We start from the raw sequence: 26332 nt of genomic DNA on the forward strand, positions 1-26332 counted from the left end.
TTCATTCTCCTTTTATTAGATCATATGTAATGCACACTGGTTTATTGGTACGAGGGTCCTTACTGATTTCTGCGTCAATCTTGAACACCTTTTTCAAAACCTCTGGTATCATCACCTCTTCTGGTGTGCCGGCCTTTATTAAAGTCCCGCTCTCAAGCGCAATCATAAAATGAGAAAATCGAGCAGCATGATTCAAATCATGTAAAACCATAACGATGGTTCGATTCTCTTTCTCATTTAAACGTTGCAAAAGTTCTAATACTTCGAGTTGATGTGCCATGTCCAAATAGGTTGTAGGCTCATCTAAAAAAATGATGTCTGTATTTTGTGCAAGTGCCAAAGCAATCCAAACCCGTTGTTTTTGACCTCCGGAAAGTTCATCTACGGAGTTGTGCCTGAACTCATAGGTATTGGTGGACTTCATGGCCCAATCGATGATTTCTTTATCTTCTTTCTTTAAGCTTCCAAAGCCTGATTGGTAAGGAAAACGTCCATAGGAAACCAGTTCCTCCACCAACAGCCCTACAGCACTATCCTGCGTTTGAGGCAATATGGCAAGTTCCCTTGCCAACTCTTTTGTATTTTTCTTTTGTATCTCAGCTCCATCAAGAAAGACCTGGCCTTTTTGATAAGGAATGATTCTTGTTAAGGCCTTTAATAATGTGGACTTTCCACATCCATTCGATCCTATAATGGTCGTGATTTTACCATCGGGAATGTCTATCGTCAGGCCGTTTACGATTACTTTTTTATCGTAACCAACTTCAACGTTACTAACGTTCATCCTCATGTATTGGTTATCTCCCCTTTCACGTTGAAATTGATAATCGTTATCATTAGCTTAACAATAAGATTATTCTGCATTTAGAAACTTTTGTCAAGCATTTTTAGGCAAAAAGGCCCCTATAAATGTATGGGTAAAAAAGCCGTCCAGTATTTGGACAGCCCCATTTCATTACCCTCTATTAACGAACTCTTCGTACCTATCATCGTTAGCAAGCCATGCTGCGTATTTACGCTTCATGTATTTTTCAGCTTCCTCGAAAGTATCGAATGATTTCTTGACTTCTTTACCATTCACTTCGATGTTCCACTCTTCTTCTTCATCATTCTCATAAATGAAGATATCCTGCTTATCTCTGGTCGAATACAAGCAACCATCTGGTGAATTCTTAACATTCAATTGGTTTTTATGAGCATCGCGCTTAATTGGTTCAGAGAAGAAGGTCTTCTCGACGAATTGGCTGTATGCTTTTTCGGACATCGTGCAGCCAGCCGCTTTTTGATGGCCGCCGCCATCATATTTCCCTGCAACTTCCGCAACGTCGATGTCGTCATGGATCGTCCGGAAACTGATTCTTTTGCTTCCAACCATAAGGATGGCAATATAATCCAGATGAGAAAACTCTTTTGATAGTTCATTACCCAATTCCGAATGATAGGACTCGGCATGGACCACTCCAAGCGTATGTGGACCGACCGTAGTCTGATACACTTCTCTTTTTTTCCTATTTATGTACCGATCCACTCGACTTTCTTCCACACCCAGTAGAGTCTGTTCGACTTCATCAAACGTGAAGGTGTCAGCAGTTGATAGCTTATGTGCGATTTTCGTTTCAAATTCTTCAATCGGGATCATGAAGAATAGGTCATTCAACCGTTTTGCCGTTAAATTATTATTAGCCTGCCACTCCCAGGTATCATATTGACGGACCAACTCGACGAATTCAGCAAAGATTTGTGATGGTTCCAACCACTTTTGATCTATGGCATATTGATAGAATAAAGACGTTGCAGCCGTTTGTTTCCCGTCTTCCTGTTCCACCGTAACCGATGCCCAGTCATGTTCATTCAGATGCAAAGCCGATTTATGATGGTCGATTAAAAGCGCGTGACCTCCATCTTCAACGAATTGTGTAATCAACTTTTCATTATCTTCATTTACCGAAAGATCGGTAACGATCAATGTATCTTCGATTTTTGCCTGTTCAAGATATGCTTCTACATTCTGATTAAGGCGGCCGATGGAATTGTAACTGACAACCACGTCTTCCCCGAATGCAAGCTTCGCTACAATTCCGCAGCCGACACCGTCTAAATCATTATGTGTAAAAAGATAGTACACATAAACCCCTCCTAAAAACTGATATATTTACTTTTCCCTAAGAAATGATTTTCAATTGCAATCTTTACAATTGTAGCATAATCACATCCGACTATTTTAACATGGTTCCAGCCAAAACCCCTTAGAACGCAAAAAAAATCCGTGTATCTTTATTATTTTTCTTATTTCTTACTATTAACAACCCAATTTAGGTAACGAGAAAAATTATTAACTCAAGACACTCGGCCAACCTTGTCTACACATACTTCATGATTGCTGGAGGACTCATATTTTCTTTCAACAGTATTATCCCTACCATTTTAGTGGCCATTTTGATTAAGCAGGAGAGATGGCCGCTCGTTGTTTCCTATATTTTTGGCATTACAATCAGTCTTTTATTTACGGCAATCCTCATTCAATCAAACAGCCCTTTATCCCTGAGCCTGTTATTCATAAGGCTTTTGTTGAAGGTAGATCGATTGTTACATGACCTGGAGTGTGTTTCTTCCATCTCTTTGGAGACATGTTCGACATCGGCCGATCACATGAAAAAGCTGACAGTCTCAGAAAAATAAAACAAGCCCCAGATAGAATTCCTATCTGGGGCCTGTTGGTCTTTTACTGTTCAATCAATTTTCCCAAGTTCGCCATTTCTATGGCACTAACGGCAGCTTCGTACCCTTTGTTACCTGATTTTGTACCGGCGCGTTCAATGGCCTGTTCGATGTTTTCAGTCGTCAATAAGCCGAAAATGACCGGAACACCTGTATCCAAGGCAACGGAAGCCATTCCTTTCGCTGCTTCATTGCAGACATAATCATAATGCGTAGTGGAACCTCTTATGACCGTCCCTAGCCCAATCACTGCATCGTATTTACCTGTGTTCACCAGTTTTTTGGCAATGAGCGGCAATTCGAAAGCTCCTGGCACCCAAGCGATGTCGATGTCATCTTCGTCCACACCGTGACGTTTAAGGCCATCCAGTGCCCCACCTAATAGCTTGCTTGTAATGAACTCATTGAATCTACCGACCACGATTCCCACTTTCAGTCCTGATCCGATTAATTGTGCTTCGATAATTTTCCCCATGTCTATTTCCTCCTCAGTTTATAAATGGATGTTACGCGTTTTGAATGTATATTTGTTCTTGCAATGATTCCTTTTGTTTACGGTACTGTACCAAGTCGGCGATCGTAATGAATGAAAGGCCGAATTTTTCAGCAATCTTTTTAAGGTCGGGTACACGTGCCATGCTTCCGTCTTCATTCATGATTTCGCAAATGACGCCTGCAGGAGCAGCCCCACATAACTTGGCCAAGTCCACTGATGCTTCCGTATGTCCGGTCCGGTTCAGTACACCCCCTGCTTTCGCTATTAGCGGGAAAGTATGACCAGGACGTTGAAAGTCCTCGGCCACCGAATCTTCCTTCAAAAGCTCCAGAATGGTCAGCGAACGTTCGAACGCACTGATTCCTGTAGATGCGCTTTTGTGATCCACACTGACGGTGAATGCCGTCCCATGATGGTCGGTGTTATCTCTGACCATGGGGTGCAAGTTCAATTTTTCCGCCAATTGTTCGGTAATGGTCGTACAAATCAAACCACGGCCATGTGTGGCCATAAAATTGATGGCTTCTGGTGTCGCTTTTTCTGCAAGCACCACGAAATCACCTTCATTTTCGCGGTCTTCATCATCGGAAATAATGACTACTTTCCCAGCCTTCAGATCTTCAATCGCTTCTTCAATTGTATGGAACATCCTTCACACCGCCCCTTATTAGAATCCATGTTCAGACAAAAACGCTAAGTCCAGACCTGGTTTTGATTCAGTTCTTTTCATTTGATGTATAATGTATTTCCCTAACATGTCGTTTTCAATGTTCACGATATCGCCTGGCGCCTTTCTACCCAATATGGTGTCCTGATGGGTCAAGGGAATGAGTGATACAGTCAACTGATTTCCCTCAATGCCGAATATCGTCAAGCTTGTTCCATCAATGGCGACAGATCCCTTTGGAATGCAGTATGTACTGAGCCCTTCTTCCAATGAAATCACGTAATACACTGCATTTTCTTTTTGTACTTTTTTCAAAATCGTGCCCGTTCCATCGATATGACCTGAAACGAAATGTCCTCCGAAACGTCCCTGAGCACTCATCGCCCGTTCAAGATTCACCTCTGAACCAGGCTTTAATGTCCGTATCGATGACGCTTTCACCGTTTCCGGCATCACATCAACCGTAAACAAGCTTTTTGTGAAGGATGTCACCGTCAAACAGACTCCATTCACGGATATGCTGTCTCCATTGTGAACATCTTCAAGGACTTTCTTGGATTGAACGGACAGTTGCATACTGCTTATTCCTTTGTTTATGGAATGAACAGTGCCGATTTCCTCGATGATTCCAGTAAACATAGTTTTCCCCCTTTTATAAACATATAAAAAACCCCTTAGGATGACCTAAGGAGTTAACAGGAGAATTGAGTGAAAAAATTGTATACCTAATAAACCCATTATTTCAACATTTTGAAAAAATAGGCGTACGTATAGCATACACTTGGATTTCACACGTCCTTCTCCCATCCAGACTGTACTGTCGGCTTTGGAATCTCACCAAATCCTGCCTTTATCAGGCTCGCGGGCTTAGAATTACTTCATCACCGCCGGTTGGGATTTTCACCCGACCCCGAAGGACTAACTAATAGTATGAATCTTCATTTATTTTAACACCCTAATGCAAGGATGTAAAACAACTATCCTAAAATGAACCTATAGTTGCAAGCAAATAGTACAGGATAATAGCGAGTTTACTATACAAAATTACCATTAGATGTTTAGTAAGATTGAATTCAAATATCGTCAGGGACTATCAAAACTTTTACAAATCATTTCTTTTATCCTTTTATAACACACCTCTAAAAAGAAGGGTTAATCAGCCCTTACCTTGCCTTAAACGAAAAGAATGGTATTCTGAGCAGAAATTTTTTGTGTTATAATTTAGAAAATTGAGAATAAAAGAGGGATTGACATGGCAAACACAAACCTTTTAATGGTTCAGCACGGTCATATGGAAAGTGAGCGTATCGTATTACGTCCGGTTTCGCTTGATGATGCTGAAGATATGTATGAATATACATCTGATGAAGAGACTACCCGTTATCTTTATGACCCGCATAAAGATTTGAACCGAACTAAGAATTTCATAGCAAACTATTTCTTGGAAGAGCCCCTCGGCAAATATGCAATCGTATTAAAAGAAAGCAACAAGATGATTGGGGCTATCGAATTCAGAATACATGAATCGAACAAATGTGGAGAACTGGGCTATACATTAAACCGGAATTTCTGGGGTAAAGGCTATATGACAGAAGCAGGAAGATTAATACTGGAATTAGCTTTCAATGTACTGGATTTGGAACGAGTATTTGCTGAATGCGATGTGATAAATGCCGCCTCCGGGAAAGTCTTGGATCGCTTAGGTATGAAGTGTGAAGGAATTCACCGTAAAAGCCACATGACGAAGGGTACATTATTTGACAGCGCCTATTATTCCATACTAAAAGAAGAATACTTGACCCGAGACAATAAGGATGAAGCGGTTGTTAGCGCCGAATCCTAATTTCACTGATTCATTAACTACCTCTAAAGGGCCTTGCTACCACTAGTAGCAAGGCCCTTTTTCTAGATACATATGTACTTTTTTTACAGATTTTCCATACCCTACTTTTCTCCAGTGATAAGTTTCTTCCTTCCGATGTGCTAAAAAAGGTTATCTCTGCAATATATGAGGAATAAGATAATATGTCCCAATTACTATCAAAGGAGGAAGACACATGCTTATTGTACTTATTAACCTTGTTTTTTATCTTTTTGTCGTCACGATGAATTTCCTTGCTAACTACCTTCCCTTTAACGGCCAAACATCAGGGGAAATATCCGATAAACTGGATGTCCTTTTCACCCCAGCCGGTTATGTATTCTCGATTTGGGGCTTTATTTATTTACTTCTTGCGCTTTGGGTATTTAGACAATTCATGGGTAAGTACCGAAAAAGCCCCGTTTATATGGTCTCATTCCCATGGTTCGCTTTAAGTTGTGTATTCAATGCAGCCTGGCTATTGGCTTGGCATTACGAATACTTCCTGCTGTCCGTCCTTATCATCATTACACTTTTGCTGACCTTGATTGTCATTTACACAAACATAAAAAAAGCAGATCATACTTTTTTCGACCTCATGCCCTTTTCCATCTACTTAGGGTGGGTAAGTGTTGCAACCATCGCGAATATTTCCTACTATCTGACCCATATCGGCTGGGATGGGTTCGGGATCTCCGACGTAACATGGACGATTATTCTGTTACTGGTAGCCACAGCCCTGGCCTTTCTATTTGCCATCAAAAATAAAGACTGGTGCTACCCACTCGTCTTCGTCTGGGCCATCATCGGAATCGGCGTCAGGAACAGCACGCCCCACCCGACAATCACCACGACATCCTATATCCTGGCCGGCATCATCCTGATCCTATCCATCACCGTCCTCATCAAGAACCGTGGGAAATAATTTCGGAAATAAAAGGGGTCAGACCCCTAAAATGCCTGTTCAAGGTCAGTCCAGATGTCATGCCAGGATTCTAGGCCGACGGAGAGTCTTATGAGCTGGTCGTTGATGCCCATAAGCTCTCTGGATTCTTTTGGGATGGCCGAGTGTGTCATCGTCGCGGGGTGCTGGATCAAGGTTTCAGCATCTCCAAGGCTGACGGCAATTTTGATTAGTTTCAAGTTATTCAGGAATTTTTGGGCATCCTGTTTTGTCCCTTCGATTTCGAAGGAAATCATGCCTCCACCGGATTTCATCTGTTTTTCCGTAATGCGATAATCCTGTGATTCAACGTCTCCTGGATAATAGACGGCTTTAACCCTTGGGTGCTCTTTCAACATGCGAAAGATTTCCGTTGCATTGGCTGTGTGGCGATCCATCCTGATTGGCAATGTCTTCAAGCCCCGCAGTAACAGCCATGCATCAAACGGTGAAATAACTCCTCCAATATCCTTCTGGGTCGTCATAGCCACTTGATTAATAAAATCCCTTTTCCCGACAATAAGGCCTGCCACAATATCACCATGCCCACAGAGGTACTTCGTCGCACTATGAAGGACGATATCACAGCCAAATTCCAGCGGCCGCTGTAAGTATGGAGTCGAAAACGTATTATCGACCACGACAGGCACACCATACTCCTTCGCAACTTTCATGACCATTGCCAAATCAATCATTTTCATTGTTGGATTAATCGGCGTCTCCACGTAAATACAGGTCGTATTAGGACGGATCATGCCCCTTACCTGTTCCTCTGTCTCCATCTCACAAAAATCATGGGTGATCCGGTATTTTTCTTCCATCAGCTGAAGGAGCCCAAAGGTGCAACCATATAACCCTTTCGAACAAAGGATATGGTCATCCGCTTTGGTCAAAGCAAAAAGAACCGCCGAAACCGCAGCCATTCCTGAACTAAAGGCAAGCCCCGCTTCCCCACCTTCCAAGGCAGCAATCTTCTCTTCAAGTACCCGGACCGTAGGATTTCCAAGCCGCGAGTAAATATATCCGTCTTCTAACCCTGCAAACCGGTTTTCTCCTTGTTCGGCCGTATCGAACGTAAACGTTGAAGTTTGAAACAATGGTGTGGTCAAGCTTCCCAAATGCTCCTTTGAATCATACCCTTCATGAATCACAGCGGTTTCAATATGCTTATATTTCTCTCCCAATCTAAACTCCCCCTATCTAATAGCTATATCTATCATATGTTAAAAATTCACTTTTTGGAAGCGTTTTCAATGCGAGTGATGGTCCATCTGAAATACTAGTTTATCAGTTCACTAATTCTATCTCAAAAGAGTAAATCATTCATTTAAAAAAGAGACAGCCCTCATGGCCATCTCTATTCTTCCTGCCTATTCTTCTACTACAATGTTTCCACCATAGAAATTGACTTTCGTTAAAGGGATTTCAAGTTCGCGAGCCATTTTCTTCAACTCACGCTCTTCCCGTTCCGTTACGATCGAGATGACTGTACCATCCGCACCGGCACGTCCCGTTCTGCCAGAACGATGAATGTATTGATCGATGTTTTCAGCCATATCAATATGAACAACAGCCGTCAGTCCTTTGATATCAAGTCCGCGCGCCGCCACATCGGTTGCGATCAACATTGGTGATTTACCAGAACGAAGCTTACGCAGCGCTTTTTCACGATCGACTTTATTCGATTCACCGTGAAGAACTCCCATTTCAATGCCTTTATAACTTAACTTTTCATGTAACACGCTAAGCTCGGCAATATCGTTTAAAAAGGCCAAAGCCTTCACATCTTTCAGTCTTGTGATTTTCTCTAGTATCTTGGACTTTTCCCGTCTTTCGACTACAAAATAAAGATGATCGACCTTCGACTCCATTTTCTCACTTTTATCGACCTTGATCAATTCAGGATCATTCATGAATCCACGAGCCACTTTTTCCGTTTCTTCAGGAAGAGTCGCTGAGAAGACCATGATTTGGCGATCCTTAAGCGTTGTCTTGATAATATTGTTAATCGTTTGCATATGCTCAGGAATGATCAATTGATCACCTTCGTCGAGTACGATCGTTTTCACTTCATGCATCTTCAATTTCTTTTGGGCAATCAATTCATAAACACGGCCCGGGGTTCCCGCAATGACCTGTGGATGCTTCTTCAATTTATCCAACTGACGTTTCACATTGGCACCACCGATGAATGCGGCGCCGGAAATGCCACTTCCTTCTGACCAAATCCGAACTTCTTCATTGATTTGCATCACCAATTCACGTGATGACGCCAAGATCAGGGCTTGGGGAGATTTTTTGTCAGGATCTATTTTTTCAAGCAATGGCAGTAAATAAGCAAGTGTTTTTCCCGTTCCCGTTGGAGATTCGGCCATGATGTCTTTTCCTTGTGCAATGACAGGGATCGTTTTCGTTTGAACAGGGGTAAGTTGTGCAAAGCCTGACTTTTTCCAGACCTCCTGGATAAATGGCTTTCTATCTTTCACTAATACTGGTAATTCGCTCATATCGTTCTCCTTTATAAAAAAACTTTTCATATTCTTTATAGTACCATTTGTTATAGGGTAGTAGCCAATGGAATCCTAATTGTCACGCTTGTCCCTTTATGTTTTTCACTTTCAAAGCGCATCTCACCTTTTAGCCGGTGAATGATCTTCTGACAGATGGTAAGCCCGATTCCCGTTCCCTTTTCTTTTAATGAATAAAAAGGTTCACCGATACGCTCCAGGCGCTCTGGCTCCATCCCGATTCCATTATCCCTCACCATGACCATAGCATGCTCCTCGATGATTTGTAAGGATATATCAATTTTACCATTCTCACTAACCGCCTCAATGCTATTCTGGATGATATTAATGAATAGCTGTTTCAGCTCCATAGTATCGGCCATGACCGAAACCGGGTCGGACTCTTTCAATTCTATATTCATTTCAATATTATTTAGATTAGATTCAGCTTTCATGAGCGTATATACTTCCTTCAGGCATTCCCCAAGATCAACCATATGGAAGATGACATCCTGTTTCTTCCCTAGGACAAGCAACTCACTCGAAATGATATGGATGCGATCGATTTCCTTCAACATGATATCCGTGTGCAATGGATTCACTTCTTTAGTCATGTCCATTAATTGCACAAACCCTTTTAATGATGTCAGTGGATTTCTTATCTCATGGGCGACGGCTGCCGAGAGATGCCCAATAACGGACAGCTTTTCAGACATGAGCATCAATTCTTCCTCACGTCGTAAATCGGTGATATCCCGAAAGATGGCATAAATTCCAAGCAGCTCTTTATGTACGATGATCGGTAAAAACGTTACACGCATGATTCGCTCTTCATCCATCACATTCTGAATGTTCATTTCAAACTTGACCGCTTCTCCTTCAAGTGACTTTGCGAAATATCCTCTTTCCCTTTCATTCACATGTATGAGATGCTCGACATGCTTTCCTTTTAATGCCTCACTTTGAGCCCCTAGTAATGTTTCAGCTTTAGGATTAATCGACACGATTCGTCCTTCAAGATCCAATTCGAAAACACTATCAGGATTATGCTTAAACAAGGACTGATATTGCTCATCCTTCAAATTGTATTCCCTTTGTGAATCCAGCATTTTCCCTGTCCAGTACCGGGTGATGAGATATAAAATAACCCCGGTTATCAAGATGTAGACCCACCCTTTTGAATGCTGGAACATCGCATAGGTCTGAACATTCTCTTTTGCTTGGCTCATTGAAATATAATCCGTAACAAAAATCCATATTGCCCCAGTAATCATATAAATAATAGCTATTTTACCTGCAACTTTATGTGAATGGTTCATTGTTTATCCTTTATAGTAGATTTTTAAAAATAGTATTCCCAACTCACTCAAAAAAAAGTCCTTATGTTATGCACATAAGGACTTTACAGCTATTATATCATGTTTTACTGTTTAAACTCCATTCAACCATTTCTTTCAACAGCTTGAACGATTATGATAGGTTTTTTACAGCCTGAGTGAACTCTTCCTCTATTTCTTTAGAAGGCTTGGCTGATAAAAGACTGAAAATCACGACGGCAAGTGTACCTGCGATAAATCCAGGAATGATTTCATAGATTTCCGCTAACTTGTCGATGGATTCCCATACGATTACGGTTACCGTACCGACGATCATGCCTGCTAGCGCTCCCCACTTTGTCATTCTTCTCCAGAAAAGACTAAGTAAAATGACAGGTCCGAATGCCGAGCCAAAACCTGCCCAGGCATACCCCACCAACTTGAGAATCGTACCACTCGGATTGAACGCCAAAGCAAGGGCAATCACGGATATCAATAATACTCCCAACCGACCGACCAACACTAATTCCTTATCGGAAGCATTCGGACGAATGAACTGTTTATAGAAATCATCCGTCAAGGCACTCGCCGATACCAATAGTTGAGAAGCAATTGTGCTCATGACCGCGGACAGAATCGCTGCCAGTAAGAACCCCGTAATTAAAGACGGGAAAAGCTCTTTCGAAAGGATGACGAACACGGACTCTGCATTCGCTTCCCCTAAAGGCGCATTTGTTTTGCTGAAATAGGATATGCCGACCAATCCGGTGAACATGGCACCCACAATGGCAAAAACCATCCAGCCCATGCCAATTCGGCGGGCACTCTTCAATTCCTTCACGGATGAAATGGCCATGAAGCGAACGATGATATGCGGCTGACCAAAATAACCTAGACCCCACGCCAGCAAAGAAATGATTCCTATCGTCGACATCCCTTCAAACGCATGCAAAAGGGTCGGATCGATTGTTTTGATTTCAGTAAATGTAGGAGTCCATCCGCCGATATTTACAATTGTGACGACAGGAACTAAAATTAAGGCAATGAACATGATTGTTCCTTGCACAAAATCCGTCCAACTTACTGCAAGGAAACCACCGAATAACGTGTAAAGAATGACGACACTCGCCGTCAGCCAGATTCCATATCGATAATCCAGGTTAAACGCCGTCCGGAAAAGCTCCCCGCCAGCTACCATACCGGAAGAAGTGTAAAAGGTAAAAAAGATTAAAATGACTAAAGCTGATACCACTTTTAAAATTCGGGAATGATCTTTAAAACGATTTCCCAGATAATCTGGTATAGTTATAGAATTATCTGCTATTTCCGTATATGTACGAAGTCTTGGGGCCACGAATAACCAGTTAAGATAAGCGCCGACTGACAATCCGATGACAATCCAACCTGCACTTAAGCCATTCAAGTACATGGCACCAGGAAGGCCCATCAGTAACCAGCCACTCATGTCGGAAGCTCCAGCACTTAAGGCCGTCACAGCGGGACCTAAGTTTCTTCCTCCCAGCATGTAATCCGTTAGGTTAGCAGTCCGACGGTATGCCAGATAACCGATTAACAGCATGCCGGCCATGTAAATGACAATTGATACTATTGCTCCATATTCCAAAGATTCATCCCCCATTACTTGGCCCTTCCTTATGGAGAAGGCCCATTATATTAAAGTAAAGCTTATCAGAAAAAAAAACATAAGTGTAGTTCTTTCTAATAGCTCATCTATTAAAATCTTAAATTGATAGACTATTGCGACAAACTTACTATTCTAGAATAAAAGGAGAAGATAACATGCAGCCTTATACACAACAACTGGACGGGATCTTCCCATCCGTTTGCTCACTTGATTGCCCCGACCAATGCGGTTTACTCCTACACAAAAAAGATGGAAAAATCGTGAAAGTCCAGGGAGATCCCAATCATCCGGTAACTAAAGGAAACATTTGCAATAAAGTCCGGAACATGACGGCCCGTCTATATGACCCGAAACGGCTTCAGCAACCATTGAAGCGAATCGGTCCAAAAGGGAGTGGCCAGTTCGCCCCAATCAGTTGGGACGAAGCAATTGATACGATCACTTCAAAGTGGAAGACCTTGATTGACCAGCATGGTCCCGAATGCATCCTTCCCTACAGTTTTTATGGAAACATGGGAAACCTAAGTGCAGAAGGCATGGATCGACGGTTCTTCCATAGACTCGGCGCCAGCAAACTGGAGCGTTCCATTTGTAACGCAGCCGGCTCTGTAGGCTACCAATATACGATGGGCGGTTCGTTCGGAATCGATCCGGAAGAAACAATCGATACAAAGCTTTTCATCATGTGGGGCATTAATGCCGTGAGCACAAATATGCACCAGGTGACGATTGCCCAGCAGGCCCGGAAAAATGGCGCCAAGGTCGTGGTCATCGATGTTCATAAAAATCAGACCGGAAAGTGGGCAGACTGGTTCATCCCCATCCTGCCCGGCACAGATAGTGCACTGGCCCTTGGCATCATGCATATCTTATATGCTGAAAACCTGGTCGACCAGCCGTTCCTTGACACCTATACCGTGGGCTCTGACGAATTACGCGAGCATGTCCGCCAATATGACCCGGCAACCGTATCAACGATTACCGGCATTCCCCTTGAAGACCTTTATACATTAGCCCGGATGTACGGCCAGACAAAACCATCTTTCGTACGAATCGGCAACGGCCTGCAACATCACGATAACGGAGGCATGGCTGTTAGGACCATCGCCTGCCTTCCTGCTCTGACCGGTCAATGGCTTGTCAAAGGTGGTGGTGCCATGAAAGGTAACTCCGGTTATTTGGCCTTTAACTCCCATGCCTTGCAGCGTCCGGATCTTTTGCGCAATAAGGCCACTCGCACCATTAACATGAATCAAATCGGGCAAGCCCTTTTAGAAAAGGAACATCCGATTCGTTCCTTATTTGTATACAGCTCCAATCCAGCCCTTGTCGCTCCCAATGCCAACAAGGTTAAGGAAGGCCTGCTGCAAGAAGGACTATTCACGGTCGTGCATGATTTATTCTTAACAGAAACGGCACAGTATGCCGATTTGGTCCTCCCTGCCACTTCATCCTATGAAACAGAGGACTTTTATGCTTCCTACTGGCACAATTACGTACAAATTCAAAAGCCTGTAATGGAGAAGTATGGGGAATCCAAATCAAATGTCGAATTATTCAAGCTGTTAGCCGCCAAAATGGGCTTCGAGGAACCAGCTTTTCAAGAATCAGAGGAAGACATGATTCGACAAGCACTCGATTTTCCCGATAATCCATATCTAAAAAATATCACCTATGAATCTTTATCCGAACATCAATATGTGAAAGCTGACATGCGACCGCTCTTCCCAGGGGAGCTGCCGACACCCAGCGGCAAAATTGAACTCTATTCCGAACGGATGATACAGCATGGGTACGAACCGTTGCCAACCTATAAGCCCATCATCAATGACAGCGACCTTCCATTCTTGTTCATACCGGCACCGAACCATAATTTTTTGAACTCTACTTTTTCGAATAACGAGAAACATATTTCAATGGAGAAAGAACCCAAGCTGCATATGAATAAGGAAGATTCATTAAAATTAGGCATAAATGACGGAGATATGGTCCGTATCTGGAACGAACGCGGTGAATGTGTATTAAAAGCCGTTCCTGGTGATAATGTCCTCGAAGGCGTCCTGGTTAGCCAAGGACTTTGGCAGAGCACACCCGGGAAAAAGCAGCACATCAATGCCCTCACGCCAGATCGGCTCTCCGATATGGGCAATGGCGCCGTCTTCTTTTCCGGACGTGTCGATGTAGAAAAGTATTGTGAATGACGAATTTTGTTCTCCACAAAATTTCAATCTACGCGTTTCCCGGGAAATATGCTCGATTTTTGCTACATTCACTCGACATTTCCCACATAAAAACAGAGTACCTTTTCAACGGTACTCTGTTTTTCTTAATTTAGTAGATATCAGCAAAATCCTATTCGAATTCCTTCAAAACATAGGACAAGTTTTCACTTACATCACTTGCGAGCAGACTAGCTTTGGCTCTTGTTTCGCGCCAATGATCCGCGCTAGCCCCATGACAGTAAACAGCATTGGCCACGGCCGCTTTCTTATCTTCAAAGTACGAGGTGAATGCCAGGAGCAACCCTGTTAACGTATCACCTGTCCCGCCCTTGGCAAGTCCATCATTGCCAGTCTCATTCACCAAGACATCACCATCTGGAAATGCCATCACCGTATTTCTTCCTTTTAGTACAACAGTGACTTTATTGGAGGTGGCATATTCAACAGCGAGGCGCAGGCGGTCTTTCTGAATATCCTTCGTTGGAATCCCCGTCATTCTACTGAACTCACCAGGATGTGGCGTCAAAATGGTCATCGCTTCCCGTTTAGGATAACGGCGTTTTTGAAGGGCACCCGCATCGATGATGATCGGCAGGTCACTTTTCAATAATTCGTTTAATGCCCGTTCGATCATATCCTCATCATCCAATCCCGGTCCGATTGCCACGCTCTTCATCCCTTTAGGCATATCTCCACCTGCCACTTTTTCCAGTCCACCATGTAAAAAAGTGCATTCCGGCACCCGACCCGCGATGATGCCTGAAGTGAATTTTGTCGTTGCCACCGTCAATTTACCTATTCCGCTGCGCATTGCTGCCAGGCTAGCAAGCATGGCACTTCCCGGCATTTCATCCGTTCCGGCTATCAACAGACCCGTCCCGAATGTTCCCTTATGTGAGGCAGCGTTCCGTCTCGGGAAACTAGCGGCCACATCCTCCTTGGTCCACACCCGCCAATTGGAGGTTTGGGGTAAGCCGATATCAAGCACTTCCATCTGACCATAATATTCTTCACTTCCATTCAAAATAGCCGATGGTTTATACCCATGAAGGATGCATGTTTGGTCCGCTCTTATTGCCTTTTCCACCTCACCACCATCTGCCAAAACGCCTGTCGGGATATCGACGGCAATCCGGAAAGCCTGCTGCTCATTCATCCAGTCAATCAAAGTTTCAATACCATCCCGTAATGGCAACCTAGCTCCGACCCCTAGGAGTGCATCAATCAGCACATCATATGTCCCACCGATTTCCGCTACCTCAAATCCGCACTCGAGGTAATAGTGATAATGACGCTCTGCCGTCTCGGAAACAGGTTTCCCTAATGGAATGGCAAGTTCACATGTGTATCCATGTTGCTTTAAATAGCGGGCGAGAACCACTCCGTCCCCGCCATTGTTGCCTTTTCCCGCAAGAATCAGAATCCGCTGCCTCTTGTTGACTTGTTTCACGACGCTCTCAAATAAAGCCCGTCCCGCATTTTCCATCAACGTAAATGTATCAAGACCCTTATCCGCTGCCATTCGGTCGATTGTTTTTATTTCCTCTCCTCGGTAGATAAACAAAACAAACACCAGCTTTCTATAAGATGAACCCTACAAATTCTACTTTTCCCCCCATTTATCTAGAAAAATCAAATCATCCATCGACCGTCGCTTTTCCCATTTAGCCGTTTCAAGAATCGGTTTATCGGGATATTGATCGGTGTAGCCGATCGACATCAGAGCGACAGGCTCGACGTGTGGCGGGATTTCCAAGATATCACGGATGTCATTTTTCTTGTAAAAGCTGACCCACCCCATTGCCAACCCTTCCGCACAAGCGGCTAACCACATATTCTGAATGGCACAGGCTGTTGATAGAATATCCGTTTCAGGAATGGAGTTTCGTCCCAACACATGTGAACCTCCCCGCGTCGGATCACATGTTACACAAATCGTATAGGGTGCTTCCTTCAGCCCTTCCACTTTCAAACTAAGAAACTTGTTTTCTTTTTCGCCCTCATAATGAACGGCAAGCGCCCTTCTCTCTTTATCCGCGGCCCAGGCCAAACGCTCTTTAATGTCTGGATTCGAAACGACAATGAAACTCCAAGGCTGCATGAACCCAACTGACGGGGCATGATGTCCCGCTTCCAAAATCTTATACAAGGTATCCTTTGATATCGGGTCGGGTAAAAAACTCCTGATATCCCTCCGGTTAAAAATCGCTTTATATACACCAGCTTGTTCTTCGTTAGTAAACATACGTCTCCTCCAATATCTCTGTCTCTTAGAGAAATTCATCTACATATCCAATATGAATTTTACAGGTAAACCCTTATAATGAAAAGCAAGCTCATCCTCATATTCTATGACCAAAGACCGGATTCGATGATGGATAGCAAGGGGAAATGGACGTGGGGTACAAGACCGTCATCCGCGAGAAACGAAAAGAATGAGACCCTATTCATCTCGTTCCGTCCACAACAAGATTCACCCTACCACGTGGGCCATGTGCATCAACATAGAGATCTTCATAGACCATCCAGTTATCTTCCCACATAGGACGCATCTCTTCTCCATCCCGCTCAATTCCTCGAGCTAATCGCCTATCTCGGGGGCACTCCACCCAAATGGTATAATCATAGAATGGAGCCAATTCAAGACGAGTGGAGTAGGTACCTTCAATAATGACGGTTCCACCCGATGGGACGGTATGCCACTCAGCCAGTGCATCCGTTTCCCAGTCGTAACGTTGGTACACTGCGTTACTGCCAGAAGTAAGCGGTTGCAAAACCTGACTGCACATACGGGGCCAATCGTAATCGGCACCAATTACATTCTTGTCTGGAGGCAATGGGGCTCTCATTGTGGAAGGTAAATAAAAATCATCCATATGAACAATCGTGACACCTTGAGAATGAGCTTGAATATGGGCAGCAAGTGTACTTTTTCCAGAACCACCACGGCCATCTATGGCAAGTAAAAAGGGCGTTTGTTCAGTAGACATTTTCTCTATATCAGCAATAAGCTTGGAAATCGTGTGCTGTCCACGAATGGTTGGGAAATTCATTGAACCCCTCCTTCTACTATCTAATTCTATATCCCCTCCCTTGGAATCCTCCTTCGGGGGCAAAAAAATAAAGAGGTGCAAATCATGAGTACTATTCCGTTTGCCGTCATCTTTGATATGGACGGCACCCTGTTTCAAACAAACAAGATTTTAGGTTCTTCACTTGAAAAAACGTTCGAAGTCCTTCGATCAGAAGGACATTGGCAAGGAGAAGCCCCTCTTGCTGTCTACCAAAAAATCATGGGCGTTCCATTAAAGGTGGTTTGGGAAACTCTTTTGCCCAATCACGACGAATCAATCAGGAATCAAGCAGACAAACTTTTTCTTGAGTGTTTGAACCAAGAGATCAAAGAAGGAAAAGGCCAGCTTTACCCAAACGTCATCGAGACCTTGTCACTCTTCAAACAACGTGGTATTCCACTCTTCATCGTCAGCAATGGATTAGAAAAATATTTGGAAGAGCTCTGTGCCTATTTTAAACTGCATGACTTTCTTACAGACGTATACAGTGTTGAAAGATCTTTGGTAGGATCGAAAACCGATGTCGTCCACATGTTGTTGAAAGACTACACGATTGAAGAGGCCGTCATGGTTGGCGACCGGAAATCCGATATCGAAGCGGCAAAGGAAAACGGATTAGTCGCTGTTGGCTGTCAATTTGGTTTTGCCGCTGCGAATGAATTGGCTGGCGCCGATTTTCTCATCAAGGACTTTTTGGAATTACAGGCGTTTGTCTTAAAAAGACGATCAGCGCTCACTTTTTAACAAATTTTCCTGTTCCGCTAACCACACGGCTATCTTATCTTGGATGTCCCTGATGCCCTTATCCTCTACGAAATTGTTCAAGAGGATTGAAAAGATGATGCCTTCCCCGCTTTTGGTTGTCACATATCCGGACAAAGTACTTGTAGCGGAAATCGTCCCGGTTTTTGCACGGACATTTCCTGCTGCAGCCGTCTGTTCCATACGATTTCCCAATGTACCACCGATCATCTTGTCTTTCACGGCAGCAACCGGTAATGCATTTAAATAGGAAGGAAACCATGTTTTATCTTGAGCTACATAGAGCAAGTTTGTCAGTTCATTTGCTGATATCAGATTAACTTGGGAAATGCCCGAACCATCACGCATCATGACCGACTCCATATCCATCCCCATCAGATTAAGCTTACTTTCGGCTATTTCCAATCCATCCTCCCAACTGCCCTTCCCGTTCAAAACCTTGCCCATTTCTTTCACCAGAACTTCGGCATGGCTATTATTGCTCAATTTCATGAAAGGGACGAGCAGCTGTGGAAGTGTCATCGATTCATGGGTCGCAATCCTTTTCGCCTGTGCCGGCGTTTTTCCCTGTTTTCTTTCTCCCGATACCTTGATGCCCTGTTTCTTCATGGACTGTTCAAATACTCTTAGTGCGTAACCGGTGGGATCAACCACCGCCATATATTCTCTCGTCGTCACACTATGTTCGGGTATCGTCCCCGTGATCGTCATCACATTCCGATCATGATCGCGTTCGACTTTGATTTTCTTTTTTCCGTCCGCGGGTACGGTTTTGGCTTTATTAATGACTTTGACATAATCCGTCTGTGGTTGCATCGCCACGATTGCTTTTTTCCCAGTCCTTTTTCCTGGTGATATTTCTAAAAGAACCGTTCCGGTATCATACTCTTCATCAGGGGCAGCGTTCAGGGCTGAAATGGCCGCACCGTAGTACTCTTGCTCATCACTACGAACGATATCAGGAGAGTAATGCTCATCATCATACCAAGTATCATCCCCGATAAGGTCTCCATGGACATAGGTGATATGCTGTTGCTTCAACTCCTTAGCCAAACCATCAAAGTCCTTTTCTAGCAACGTCGGATCTCCTTTCCCCTTCAAATACACATTCCCCTGAAGGACGTTTGCGACCTGTACTCCTTTAATGTATAGTTCCGTTTGAAAAACATGATCCTCCCCTAAAATTTCGAGTGCCGCTGCCGCTGTCAGTAACTTCATATTGGAAGCTGGCCTCATCCTTATCTCCGCATCATGCTCATACACCAATTCCCCTGTACGTGCTGATCGAATCGAAATCCCGGCCAAGGCACCGGTTAAAGCAGGCGACTCATGAACGATACGGTGTATTTCCCTTGCCATCGATTTCTCTTCATAAGCCGCCTGCATCGCTTCCCCGTTAAAAAAGCACATCAAAATCAGAAAGAAAATAACAGTTACTTTTCTTTTAAAGGACATATGGTTTCACCAACTTTCTTTTTCCATACCAGACATTCTTCTTATGCATTCACAAAATACCGATTCAATATTCAAGAATCATGAATATTTATAGAAGACCATTCAAAGTTTGTTACTATATCACTAATAACCGAAGCGAATATAAGTAATTTGAATAGAGAGGGGAAAAGTGAAAAAACATTCACAAAGCGATTGTTAGTCGTTTAGAGGATGGAAGCAGCAAACCTAGCTATAAAGCTCTTTCGTCACTGTTGCTTTGAATTATTTAGATGTTGGAACTCAAATTGCTAAACAACTTGATAAAAGAGATAACAGATCTAATAATGGTTGGATTAATCTTTAATAAATTAAAAGGGTGATAGAGTAATAATGAAAAAGTTAAATACATATGTTGTCCTATTTCTTTGGGTTGTACTATTTTTATATTTTTATGATATGTTCATGCCCAAAGGTATTCTTTATTTTATTGTAGGAATACCAGTTATTTTCTTTAGTGGGCTCTTTATTTTTAAAATTTCCAGTAACTCAAGGGATGCAAAAAAATAACGCTATAAACATCTATGCCGTTGATTTTTACACATGGTATGCCGACCGAGTAACCAATTAAAAGAAGAGTTGACTGTATTCCGGTCAGCTCTTTTCATCTGGCAGTTGTTGTATGAACTCCAGATTATAGTTCTCCATCCATCTCCTTTCGCCAATAAATTCTGTGAATTTTCTAACATAATACTAAATAATCATAGATTTAAGCCGAAATATCTATAGAACTTAAATGAAGTAGATAAAAAGGAGCTTAACCATGAAACGTCTAAAAAATTGGTATTTCAATTCCCTCAAAAAACAAATACTGATTCCCTTTTTAACTTTAATTATAATCAGTGGAATGGTCATATCTTACTTTGCCTATAATCAAACCATTGAACTAACGACAGATGAACTGAAAAATACGACGGAAGGGCAAGTAAAGAACATTAATGAATCGTTCGAGAGCTTTTTTCAAAAAACAGAAGATCATCTTAACAGGATGAGCAAGTATGGGACCATGACCACCCCTACTAAAGATACCGATAGAATCTTGTCTGAGTTTGCCAACACCCAATCGACCAATAAGGAGATCAATGGTGTGTACATGGGCACCGAGAAGGAAGGCAACATCATCATATTTCCTAAAGCCAGTTTTCCTACTGACTTTGATTCAAGGAAACGCGAGTGGTACCAAGCTGCCTTGAAGGATAAGAATGAAATCGTGTGGACGGATCCTTATACCGATACTGCGACCAATACTCTTGTCATCACGGCAGCCAGGACGATTTATGATGGAGATAAGTTGGTTGGTGTTCTTGGCATCGACATTTCAATCGATACGTTAATCACGAAGCTCAATCAAACGAAATTCGGTAAAAACGGGTATGCTGTTTTACTCGATGAGAAAGGGTCTTTCATTGCACACCCTGACAAATCGAAAATCAATCAGGATATTTCCAAAGAACCTATTTTCCAACGAATGAAGGATGATTCCGGATCCATGATGGAGGAGTATGGGGATAAAAGCCAAATCATTGGATATTCATCCAATCCTACCACAGGCTGGAAAATAGCCGGTATCGTGGATAGAGATGAAGTATTGGACCGGACGAGCTCCATGATCAACCATAATCTCTTGGCCATACTCATTACCTTTGCTCTGGCTACCCTTTTCACCATTTTTGTCACTCGTTCTATAACGAAGCCCATTAAACGCCTTCAAGAATCCATCAGGAAAATGGCTGGCGGTGATTTCGCAACTACGATTTCCATTACGAGAAATGATGAACTCGGCAAGCTTTCCGAAGACACCAACACATTGTCACAAAATATGAGTCATATGCTAAAAAACGTCGATGGCCTTTCAAGGAAAGTTTCCGATTCCTCCATGTTGCTCGTTTCCAGTGCGGAAGAGAATTCAGCTGCTGCAAATGAGGTGGCCAAGACAATGGAACAAATCGCTTCAGGCGCCATAGACCAAATCGAAGTCGGCCAAAATAATGAAACTGCTGTAAAGCTCATGGCTGATAAAATTAGCACCCTTAATAATCAGACTGAAATGATGGCCCAGGCATCCGATGGCATGTTCAAAGCATCGGAAAATGGGTTGGTTACTGTCCAGGACCTGAAACAGCAATTCGATGAAACAGCCCTCATATCCCATAATATGAGTACAGCCGTGAAGTCACTCGACGTACGCTCCCGTACTGTAAGTGATATCGTCAAAACCATAACGGGAATTGCCAGGCAAACCAATTTACTTGCCTTGAACGCAGCCATTGAAGCCGCCAGAGCAGGCGAGCATGGAAAAGGTTTTGCCGTCGTTGCCGATGAAGTGAAAAAATTGGCCGAGGAAACGGAACACTCATTGAAGGAAATATCGGAAATTATCTATGCCATGCAAGCTGATACTACGAATACAGTTAACCTGATTGAACAGGTCAACCAAAAAATCGATCAACAGAGTACGTCCGTCACCGACACCGAAGTAGCTTTTGGTGACATTGCATCGATTATTTCGACCACATTCAGTAACTTTGATGAAATAAAAAGTATAATGCTAGAAATGGTTTCCCAAGTACAAGTCATGTCAAGAAATGCCGGACACTTAAATTCTGTGAGTCAGGAAGCTGCAGCTGGTACAGAAGAAGTTTCAGCTTCCATTGAAGAAACCAATGCCTCCATGGAACAATTAAATGTCCTTGCTGGAGAATTAGATGCCCTCTCGCAGGAAATGCATCGGGAAATCCAGAAATTCATCTTTTAGACAAAGAAAGAGCGGGCCCAAAGGCTCCGCTCTTTTTCTACCTTCTATATTAAAGTGGTCTTCGTGGATTAGTTAACGTTTCATCCGTTTCCGTAATGCCTGTGTAAGAGGAATTTCCTCTTTTCGCATCCGCATCCACTAATACAAGCAACTTACCGTTCTTAACATCTGTCTCATATCGAGTCGCTTCTTTTTCAGGTATTCCGAGGCCAATCAATGTACCAGCCAAACCTCCTGTACCTGCTCCGACCGCTGCACCAGCTAATGTGGCAGCGATTGGTCCAGCTGCAAGCACTGGTCCAATACCCGGAATGGCCAATGCACCAATTCCTGCTAAGAATCCAGCTGTTCCGCCTAGTACCCCACCAGTAGCAGCACCGGTAGCAAGCCCTTCCTCGACTTTCGTACCTGTTTCTTTATTTACCGTTCTTAATTCTTCTTTATCTTTAGCGACCACAGAAATATCATCTTGAGTATATCCTTCAGCTTGTAATGCCTCAACTGCCTTAATGGCCTCTGCTCCAGTATCATATACACCAATTATACGTTTATCCATTTCTATCATCCTCCTTAAAGAATGTTTCTCGCTCCCTCTTTACATACCCCCGGTTTTCGAGGTGCTAAACACATTTCCACTGAAAAAGATTAAAGGTTCAAGCCCATTTTAACGGGTATATAAAAGAGTAGTTTGCATATTTATAGGAGGTTTTTTTATGCTTATCGATTTACTTAAAGATTTAGTTTCCATTGAAAGTTCCTCTAAGGATGGGGCCAACAAAGCGGTTGATTTTTGCGCCAATTGGCTTAGCCAAGAGGGATTGACTGTGAATGTAATAGAAAATAACGGGTACAAAATGCTCGTTAGCGAAATTGGCCACGGAGATAAAACGGTGATTTGGAACGGCCATGTCGATGTGGTCAGCGGAAGCCCTGATCAATTCTTCCCGGAGATACATGAAGGAAATTTATATGGTCGCGGGACAGCGGACATGAAAGCTGGGGTTGCAGCCATGATGTGTGCTTTCTCCGAATTAAAAGATAGAGAATTGGGATTGAAAGTACAGCTACAAATCGTTTCTGATGAAGAAATCGGTGGTTTGAACTGTTCTGGATATTTGGCGAAGCACGGATATCGGGGTGATTTCGTCATCTGTGCGGAACCCACACAGTTAGGCATCGGCCTTCAGGCAAAAGGCTCCCTTCGTCTGGACATCGAGGTTTCCGGTAAATCAGCACATGGAAGCCGGCCATGGGAGGGCGTCAACGCCATTGAGAAGGCTTATGATATTTACAAAAAGATTCAGGAACTTCCTTTCACCCAGGATCATACCCCCCTTTACGCTTCCCCTTCACTCAATCTTGCAAAAATAAAGGGTGGAGATGTATACAATAAAGTACCGGACGCTTGTTTGCTCAGTCTTGATATCCGTTATCTACCAACCCAAACTATGGAGGAAATCGTCGAGCAGATCGAAAGCGTGGCAGGCAAGAACGTGCATGTCAACATGTACAGCAAGCCCGTAAATACCGAGGAAAAGGATCCTTTCATTACCCTGCTCCGACCAATCATTGAAAAGAATACCAAACAGGAAGCTGTTATTTTCGGGCAACATGGCTCCGCCGACACCATCTTCTTCGCCGCTTATGGCATTCCAGCCATCGAATTCGGTCCAAAAGGAGAGAATTGGCATGGAGACCGGGAAAACGTCAATCTCGAATCAGTTGAAGTCTATCAAAAAATGCTCGTTGATTTCGCATCTGAGTTCACATTACAAAAATAAGAAATGTCTCAAAGCCGATAGTTCGTATCTATCGGCTTTTTTTTATGGATGAATAGAAAACACTAGAATTCCATACTCTCCTTCTCCACCTCACTGAGTCTATTAAAATAAAAAACAAAAGGAATAGGCATATCGTCTCCCATTTCGATACCCATTATATACAAAATATAGTATTTTATTGAATTTTCAATCAAATAAACTGAATATATCGTCAAATTTTTTCTAAAAACCATGAAAAATTTAATTCTTTTGACCTAGTTTATTTTCATTTGAAATGTTTTTGTAACACAATTACTATATCACCGAAACATCCTTGTCATATAGACCTGTTATTCTAAGTCTACGCTTTAAAACAAAGGAGAATATATATTTTGAAAAAAATACTACTTCCAATTATCACTGCTTTCTTCCTGGTATTTAGTTTTTCCGGAGTTTCATCAGCTGCTACTACTACATATAAAGTTAAAAGTGGTGACACACTATGGGGCATCGCGAGTAAACATAACATAACGGTCAACCAACTGAAGAGTTGGAATAACCTTAAAAATGATAACATCAAAGTAAAACAAACATTAAAACTTAAGAAGTCCTCAACTAAAGCAACACCTAAAGCAAAAACAGCTTCAAAGAAATACAAAACGTTAACGGTAAACGCTTCTGCCTACACAGCAAACTGCAAAGGATGCAGTGGGGTTACGGCAATAGGTCTTAATTTAAAGAAAAATCCAAAAGTCAAAGCCATTTCCGTCGATCCTAAAGTCATTCCACTAGGAACAAAAGTTCATGTAGAAGGATACGGAGAAGCAATCGCAGCCGATACAGGTGGTGCGATTAAAGGAAATAAAATTGACGTCTTCTATTCTTCCAAAACAAAAGCTCTTAATTGGGGCAGAAAAACAGTAAAAGTTAAAGTCTATCAATAACGTCGTAAACAGCTTGTAACATTGTGGCTGTTTTTTTTTTGCCTTATTTCCCTTCTCTAGTTCTTACCTCACACATATTTACCGAAAATTCCGTTAATGGTATGATTAATTCATCTAATCAGAAGTGAGGTGCGCATATTGAAAATAGTCATTATCGGGGCCGGTGCACTAGGTTCCTATTATGGAGGTAGATTGCAGCAAGCCGGACAGCAGGTTCAGTTCCTCGTCCGTAGAAACCGGGCTCAACAAATGAGAGATCAAGGGCTGCGCATAACAAGTCCACATGGAAACTATGAATTTAACGACCTTCATTTCACGGAGGACATAAATGACATACAACAGGTCGACCTAGTGCTTTTGACAGTTAAAGGATTCCACCTTCAAGGAACATTACCAGACTTGAAGAATCTAGTCGATAAAGGAGCAAAAGTCCTTCCTCTATTAAATGGTTTGGAGCATATCTCCATTCTCCAAAAGGAGCTGGGAGAAGAGAACGTCATTGGGGGAAGTGCCTTCATTATCGCTACATTAAACGAAAAGGGGCATGTCATCCATTCGAACCGAAGCCACGATTTGGTATATGGCCCGCTTCATCCCTCTCAGCAAGAAATCTGTGACGAATTTGAGCAAGCCGTCAATTCAGCCATCATGGGAGCAAGCAGAACGGAACATATATTAATACGACTATGGATTAAATATATGTTCATCACGGCTTTCTCCGGTGTAACAACAGCATCCGACCTTCCGATAGGGACCATCCGAAAATATCCAGAAACCCATGGATTACTGGAAAAGGCACTCATTGAAATGCAGATGCTCGCTAACGCTCACGGCATTGGATTGACAGATGAGAACATTGCTAAAGCATTGGATGACATAGCGGCTTTGCCTGATGAAGCTACTTCATCCATGCATCAGGACCGCCGTAAAAACCATTCGCTGGAAGTGGAGCATTTACAGGGAGGTGCCCTAAGGCTCGCCAAAAAAGCCAATATCCAACTTCCTGTTATTGAAACCCTGTACGCCCTAATCAAACCTTTTGAACAATGAATTTCCTAAAGCACCGATATCGACTGGTGCTTTTCTTGACGTTCTGCAAGGTTCTCTCCACCAGCCTCCCCTCACCCTCAAAAGACCAAAAAGACCAAAAAGAACAATATCACCAAAAGAA

At 42.8% G+C, this 26332-nt stretch carries 22 protein-coding genes, 1 pseudogene and 1 riboswitch; of the genes and pseudogenes, 9 read left to right on the forward strand and 14 right to left on the reverse strand.

Annotation, left to right across the window (positions count from 1 at the left end):
- Position 1: 1 nt before the first annotated feature.
- Both ACQKL5_RS09415 and ACQKL5_RS09420 read right to left on the reverse strand, forming a co-directional pair.
- Positions 2–790 (reverse strand): ABC transporter ATP-binding protein, encoded by a 789-nt coding sequence (locus ACQKL5_RS09415; protein ID WP_427608234.1) that lies wholly within the window; start codon positions 788–790, stop codon positions 2–4.
- A 165-nt stretch (positions 791–955) separates the two neighbouring features.
- Positions 956–2125, reverse strand: a complete 1170-nt coding sequence (locus tag ACQKL5_RS09420) for a DHH family phosphoesterase (protein ID WP_427608236.1) — start codon at positions 2123–2125, stop codon at positions 956–958.
- Positions 2126–2373: 248 nt separating this feature from the next.
- Between ACQKL5_RS09420 and ACQKL5_RS09425 the strand changes: the two genes are divergently transcribed.
- A complete protein-coding gene (locus ACQKL5_RS09425; protein WP_427608238.1) occupies positions 2374–2679 on the forward strand; it encodes a hypothetical protein in 306 nt (101 codons plus the stop codon).
- 43 nt (positions 2680–2722) lie between these two features.
- Here ACQKL5_RS09425 and ribH read toward each other — a convergent pair whose 3' ends face one another.
- From ribH to ribE, 3 genes and pseudogenes are all read right to left on the reverse strand, one after another.
- A complete protein-coding gene (gene ribH, locus ACQKL5_RS09430; protein ID WP_427608239.1) occupies positions 2723–3193 on the reverse strand; it encodes a 6,7-dimethyl-8-ribityllumazine synthase in 471 nt (156 codons plus the stop codon).
- A 61-nt stretch (positions 3194–3254) separates the two neighbouring features.
- A pseudogene (gene ribB / locus ACQKL5_RS09435) lies at positions 3255–3863 on the reverse strand (3,4-dihydroxy-2-butanone-4-phosphate synthase); the annotation flags it as partial.
- An 18-nt stretch (positions 3864–3881) separates the two neighbouring features.
- On the reverse strand, positions 3882–4520 hold the full coding sequence (ribE, locus tag ACQKL5_RS09440; protein ID WP_427608241.1) for a riboflavin synthase: 639 nt from the start codon (positions 4518–4520) through the stop codon (positions 3882–3884).
- Positions 4521–4672: 152 nt separating this feature from the next.
- Positions 4673–4803: riboswitch (FMN riboswitch) on the reverse strand.
- A gap of 330 nt (positions 4804–5133) precedes the next feature.
- On the opposite strand from ribE, the gene ACQKL5_RS09445 reads away from it, so the two are divergent.
- Complete coding sequence (locus ACQKL5_RS09445) at positions 5134–5724, forward strand: GNAT family N-acetyltransferase (RefSeq protein ID WP_427608243.1); 591 nt, start codon at positions 5134–5136, stop codon at positions 5722–5724.
- Positions 5725–5938: 214 nt separating this feature from the next.
- The gene (locus tag ACQKL5_RS09450) at positions 5939–6667 is read left to right on the forward strand and encodes a tryptophan-rich sensory protein (RefSeq protein ID WP_427608245.1); all 729 of its coding nucleotides are present in this window, start codon (positions 5939–5941) and stop codon (positions 6665–6667) included.
- 26 nt (positions 6668–6693) lie between these two features.
- Here ACQKL5_RS09450 and megL read toward each other — a convergent pair whose 3' ends face one another.
- The 4 genes from megL to putP form a co-directional block, all read right to left on the reverse strand.
- Positions 6694–7869: a methionine gamma-lyase gene (gene megL, locus ACQKL5_RS09455; protein ID WP_427608247.1), complete on the reverse strand. Its 1176-nt coding sequence runs from the start codon at positions 7867–7869 to the stop codon at positions 6694–6696.
- 186 nt (positions 7870–8055) lie between these two features.
- Positions 8056–9192 (reverse strand): DEAD/DEAH box helicase, encoded by a 1137-nt coding sequence (locus ACQKL5_RS09460; protein ID WP_427608248.1) that lies wholly within the window; start codon positions 9190–9192, stop codon positions 8056–8058.
- Positions 9193–9242: 50 nt separating this feature from the next.
- Positions 9243–10511, reverse strand: a complete 1269-nt coding sequence (locus ACQKL5_RS09465; RefSeq protein ID WP_427608250.1) for an ATP-binding protein — start codon at positions 10509–10511, stop codon at positions 9243–9245.
- A 151-nt stretch (positions 10512–10662) separates the two neighbouring features.
- Positions 10663–12147 (reverse strand): sodium/proline symporter PutP, encoded by a 1485-nt coding sequence (gene putP / locus ACQKL5_RS09470; protein WP_427608252.1) that lies wholly within the window; start codon positions 12145–12147, stop codon positions 10663–10665.
- 161 nt (positions 12148–12308) lie between these two features.
- On the opposite strand from putP, the gene ACQKL5_RS09475 reads away from it, so the two are divergent.
- Positions 12309–14354, forward strand: a complete 2046-nt coding sequence (locus ACQKL5_RS09475) for a molybdopterin oxidoreductase family protein (RefSeq protein WP_427608253.1) — start codon at positions 12309–12311, stop codon at positions 14352–14354.
- Between the two features lie 151 nt (positions 14355–14505).
- On the opposite strand, the gene ACQKL5_RS09480 is transcribed toward ACQKL5_RS09475, so the two are convergent.
- The 3 genes from ACQKL5_RS09480 to ACQKL5_RS09490 form a co-directional block, all read right to left on the reverse strand.
- Positions 14506–15948, reverse strand: a complete 1443-nt coding sequence (locus ACQKL5_RS09480) for an NAD(P)H-hydrate dehydratase (RefSeq protein WP_427608254.1) — start codon at positions 15946–15948, stop codon at positions 14506–14508.
- 30 nt (positions 15949–15978) lie between these two features.
- The gene (bluB, locus tag ACQKL5_RS09485) at positions 15979–16620 is read right to left on the reverse strand and encodes a 5,6-dimethylbenzimidazole synthase (protein ID WP_427608255.1); all 642 of its coding nucleotides are present in this window, start codon (positions 16618–16620) and stop codon (positions 15979–15981) included.
- Between the two features lie 202 nt (positions 16621–16822).
- Complete coding sequence (locus ACQKL5_RS09490; protein ID WP_427608256.1) at positions 16823–17428, reverse strand: uridine kinase family protein; 606 nt, start codon at positions 17426–17428, stop codon at positions 16823–16825.
- Positions 17429–17512: 84 nt separating this feature from the next.
- On the opposite strand from ACQKL5_RS09490, the gene ACQKL5_RS09495 reads away from it, so the two are divergent.
- The gene (locus tag ACQKL5_RS09495) at positions 17513–18193 is read left to right on the forward strand and encodes an HAD-IA family hydrolase (RefSeq protein WP_427608258.1); all 681 of its coding nucleotides are present in this window, start codon (positions 17513–17515) and stop codon (positions 18191–18193) included.
- Here the strand turns inward: ACQKL5_RS09495 and dacB are convergent.
- Positions 18176–19621 (reverse strand): D-alanyl-D-alanine carboxypeptidase/D-alanyl-D-alanine endopeptidase, encoded by a 1446-nt coding sequence (dacB, locus tag ACQKL5_RS09500; RefSeq protein WP_427608259.1) that lies wholly within the window; start codon positions 19619–19621, stop codon positions 18176–18178. The two genes, ACQKL5_RS09495 and dacB, sit on opposite strands and share 18 nt — an antisense overlap.
- Positions 19622–20465: 844 nt before the next feature.
- On the opposite strand from dacB, the gene ACQKL5_RS09505 reads away from it, so the two are divergent.
- Complete coding sequence (locus tag ACQKL5_RS09505; protein ID WP_427608260.1) at positions 20466–22457, forward strand: methyl-accepting chemotaxis protein; 1992 nt, start codon at positions 20466–20468, stop codon at positions 22455–22457.
- A gap of 49 nt (positions 22458–22506) precedes the next feature.
- On the opposite strand, the gene ACQKL5_RS09510 is transcribed toward ACQKL5_RS09505, so the two are convergent.
- Entirely contained in the window at positions 22507–23013 is a 507-nt protein-coding gene (locus ACQKL5_RS09510; protein WP_402966516.1) for a general stress protein, read from the reverse strand.
- Positions 23014–23170: 157 nt separating this feature from the next.
- On the opposite strand from ACQKL5_RS09510, the gene ACQKL5_RS09515 reads away from it, so the two are divergent.
- The 3 genes from ACQKL5_RS09515 (at position 23171) to ACQKL5_RS09525 (ending at position 26211) form a co-directional block, all read left to right on the forward strand.
- A complete protein-coding gene (locus tag ACQKL5_RS09515; RefSeq protein ID WP_427608262.1) occupies positions 23171–24238 on the forward strand; it encodes a M20 family metallopeptidase in 1068 nt (355 codons plus the stop codon).
- 371 nt (positions 24239–24609) lie between these two features.
- Positions 24610–25161 (forward strand): 3D domain-containing protein, encoded by a 552-nt coding sequence (locus ACQKL5_RS09520; protein WP_427608265.1) that lies wholly within the window; start codon positions 24610–24612, stop codon positions 25159–25161.
- 138 nt (positions 25162–25299) lie between these two features.
- Complete coding sequence (locus ACQKL5_RS09525; RefSeq protein WP_427608267.1) at positions 25300–26211, forward strand: ketopantoate reductase family protein; 912 nt, start codon at positions 25300–25302, stop codon at positions 26209–26211.
- Positions 26212–26332: the final 121 nt, after the last annotated feature.

Source organism: Peribacillus sp. NPDC097675 (assembly GCF_050277655.1).
Taxonomy (GTDB): domain Bacteria; phylum Bacillota; class Bacilli; order Bacillales; family DSM-1321; genus Peribacillus.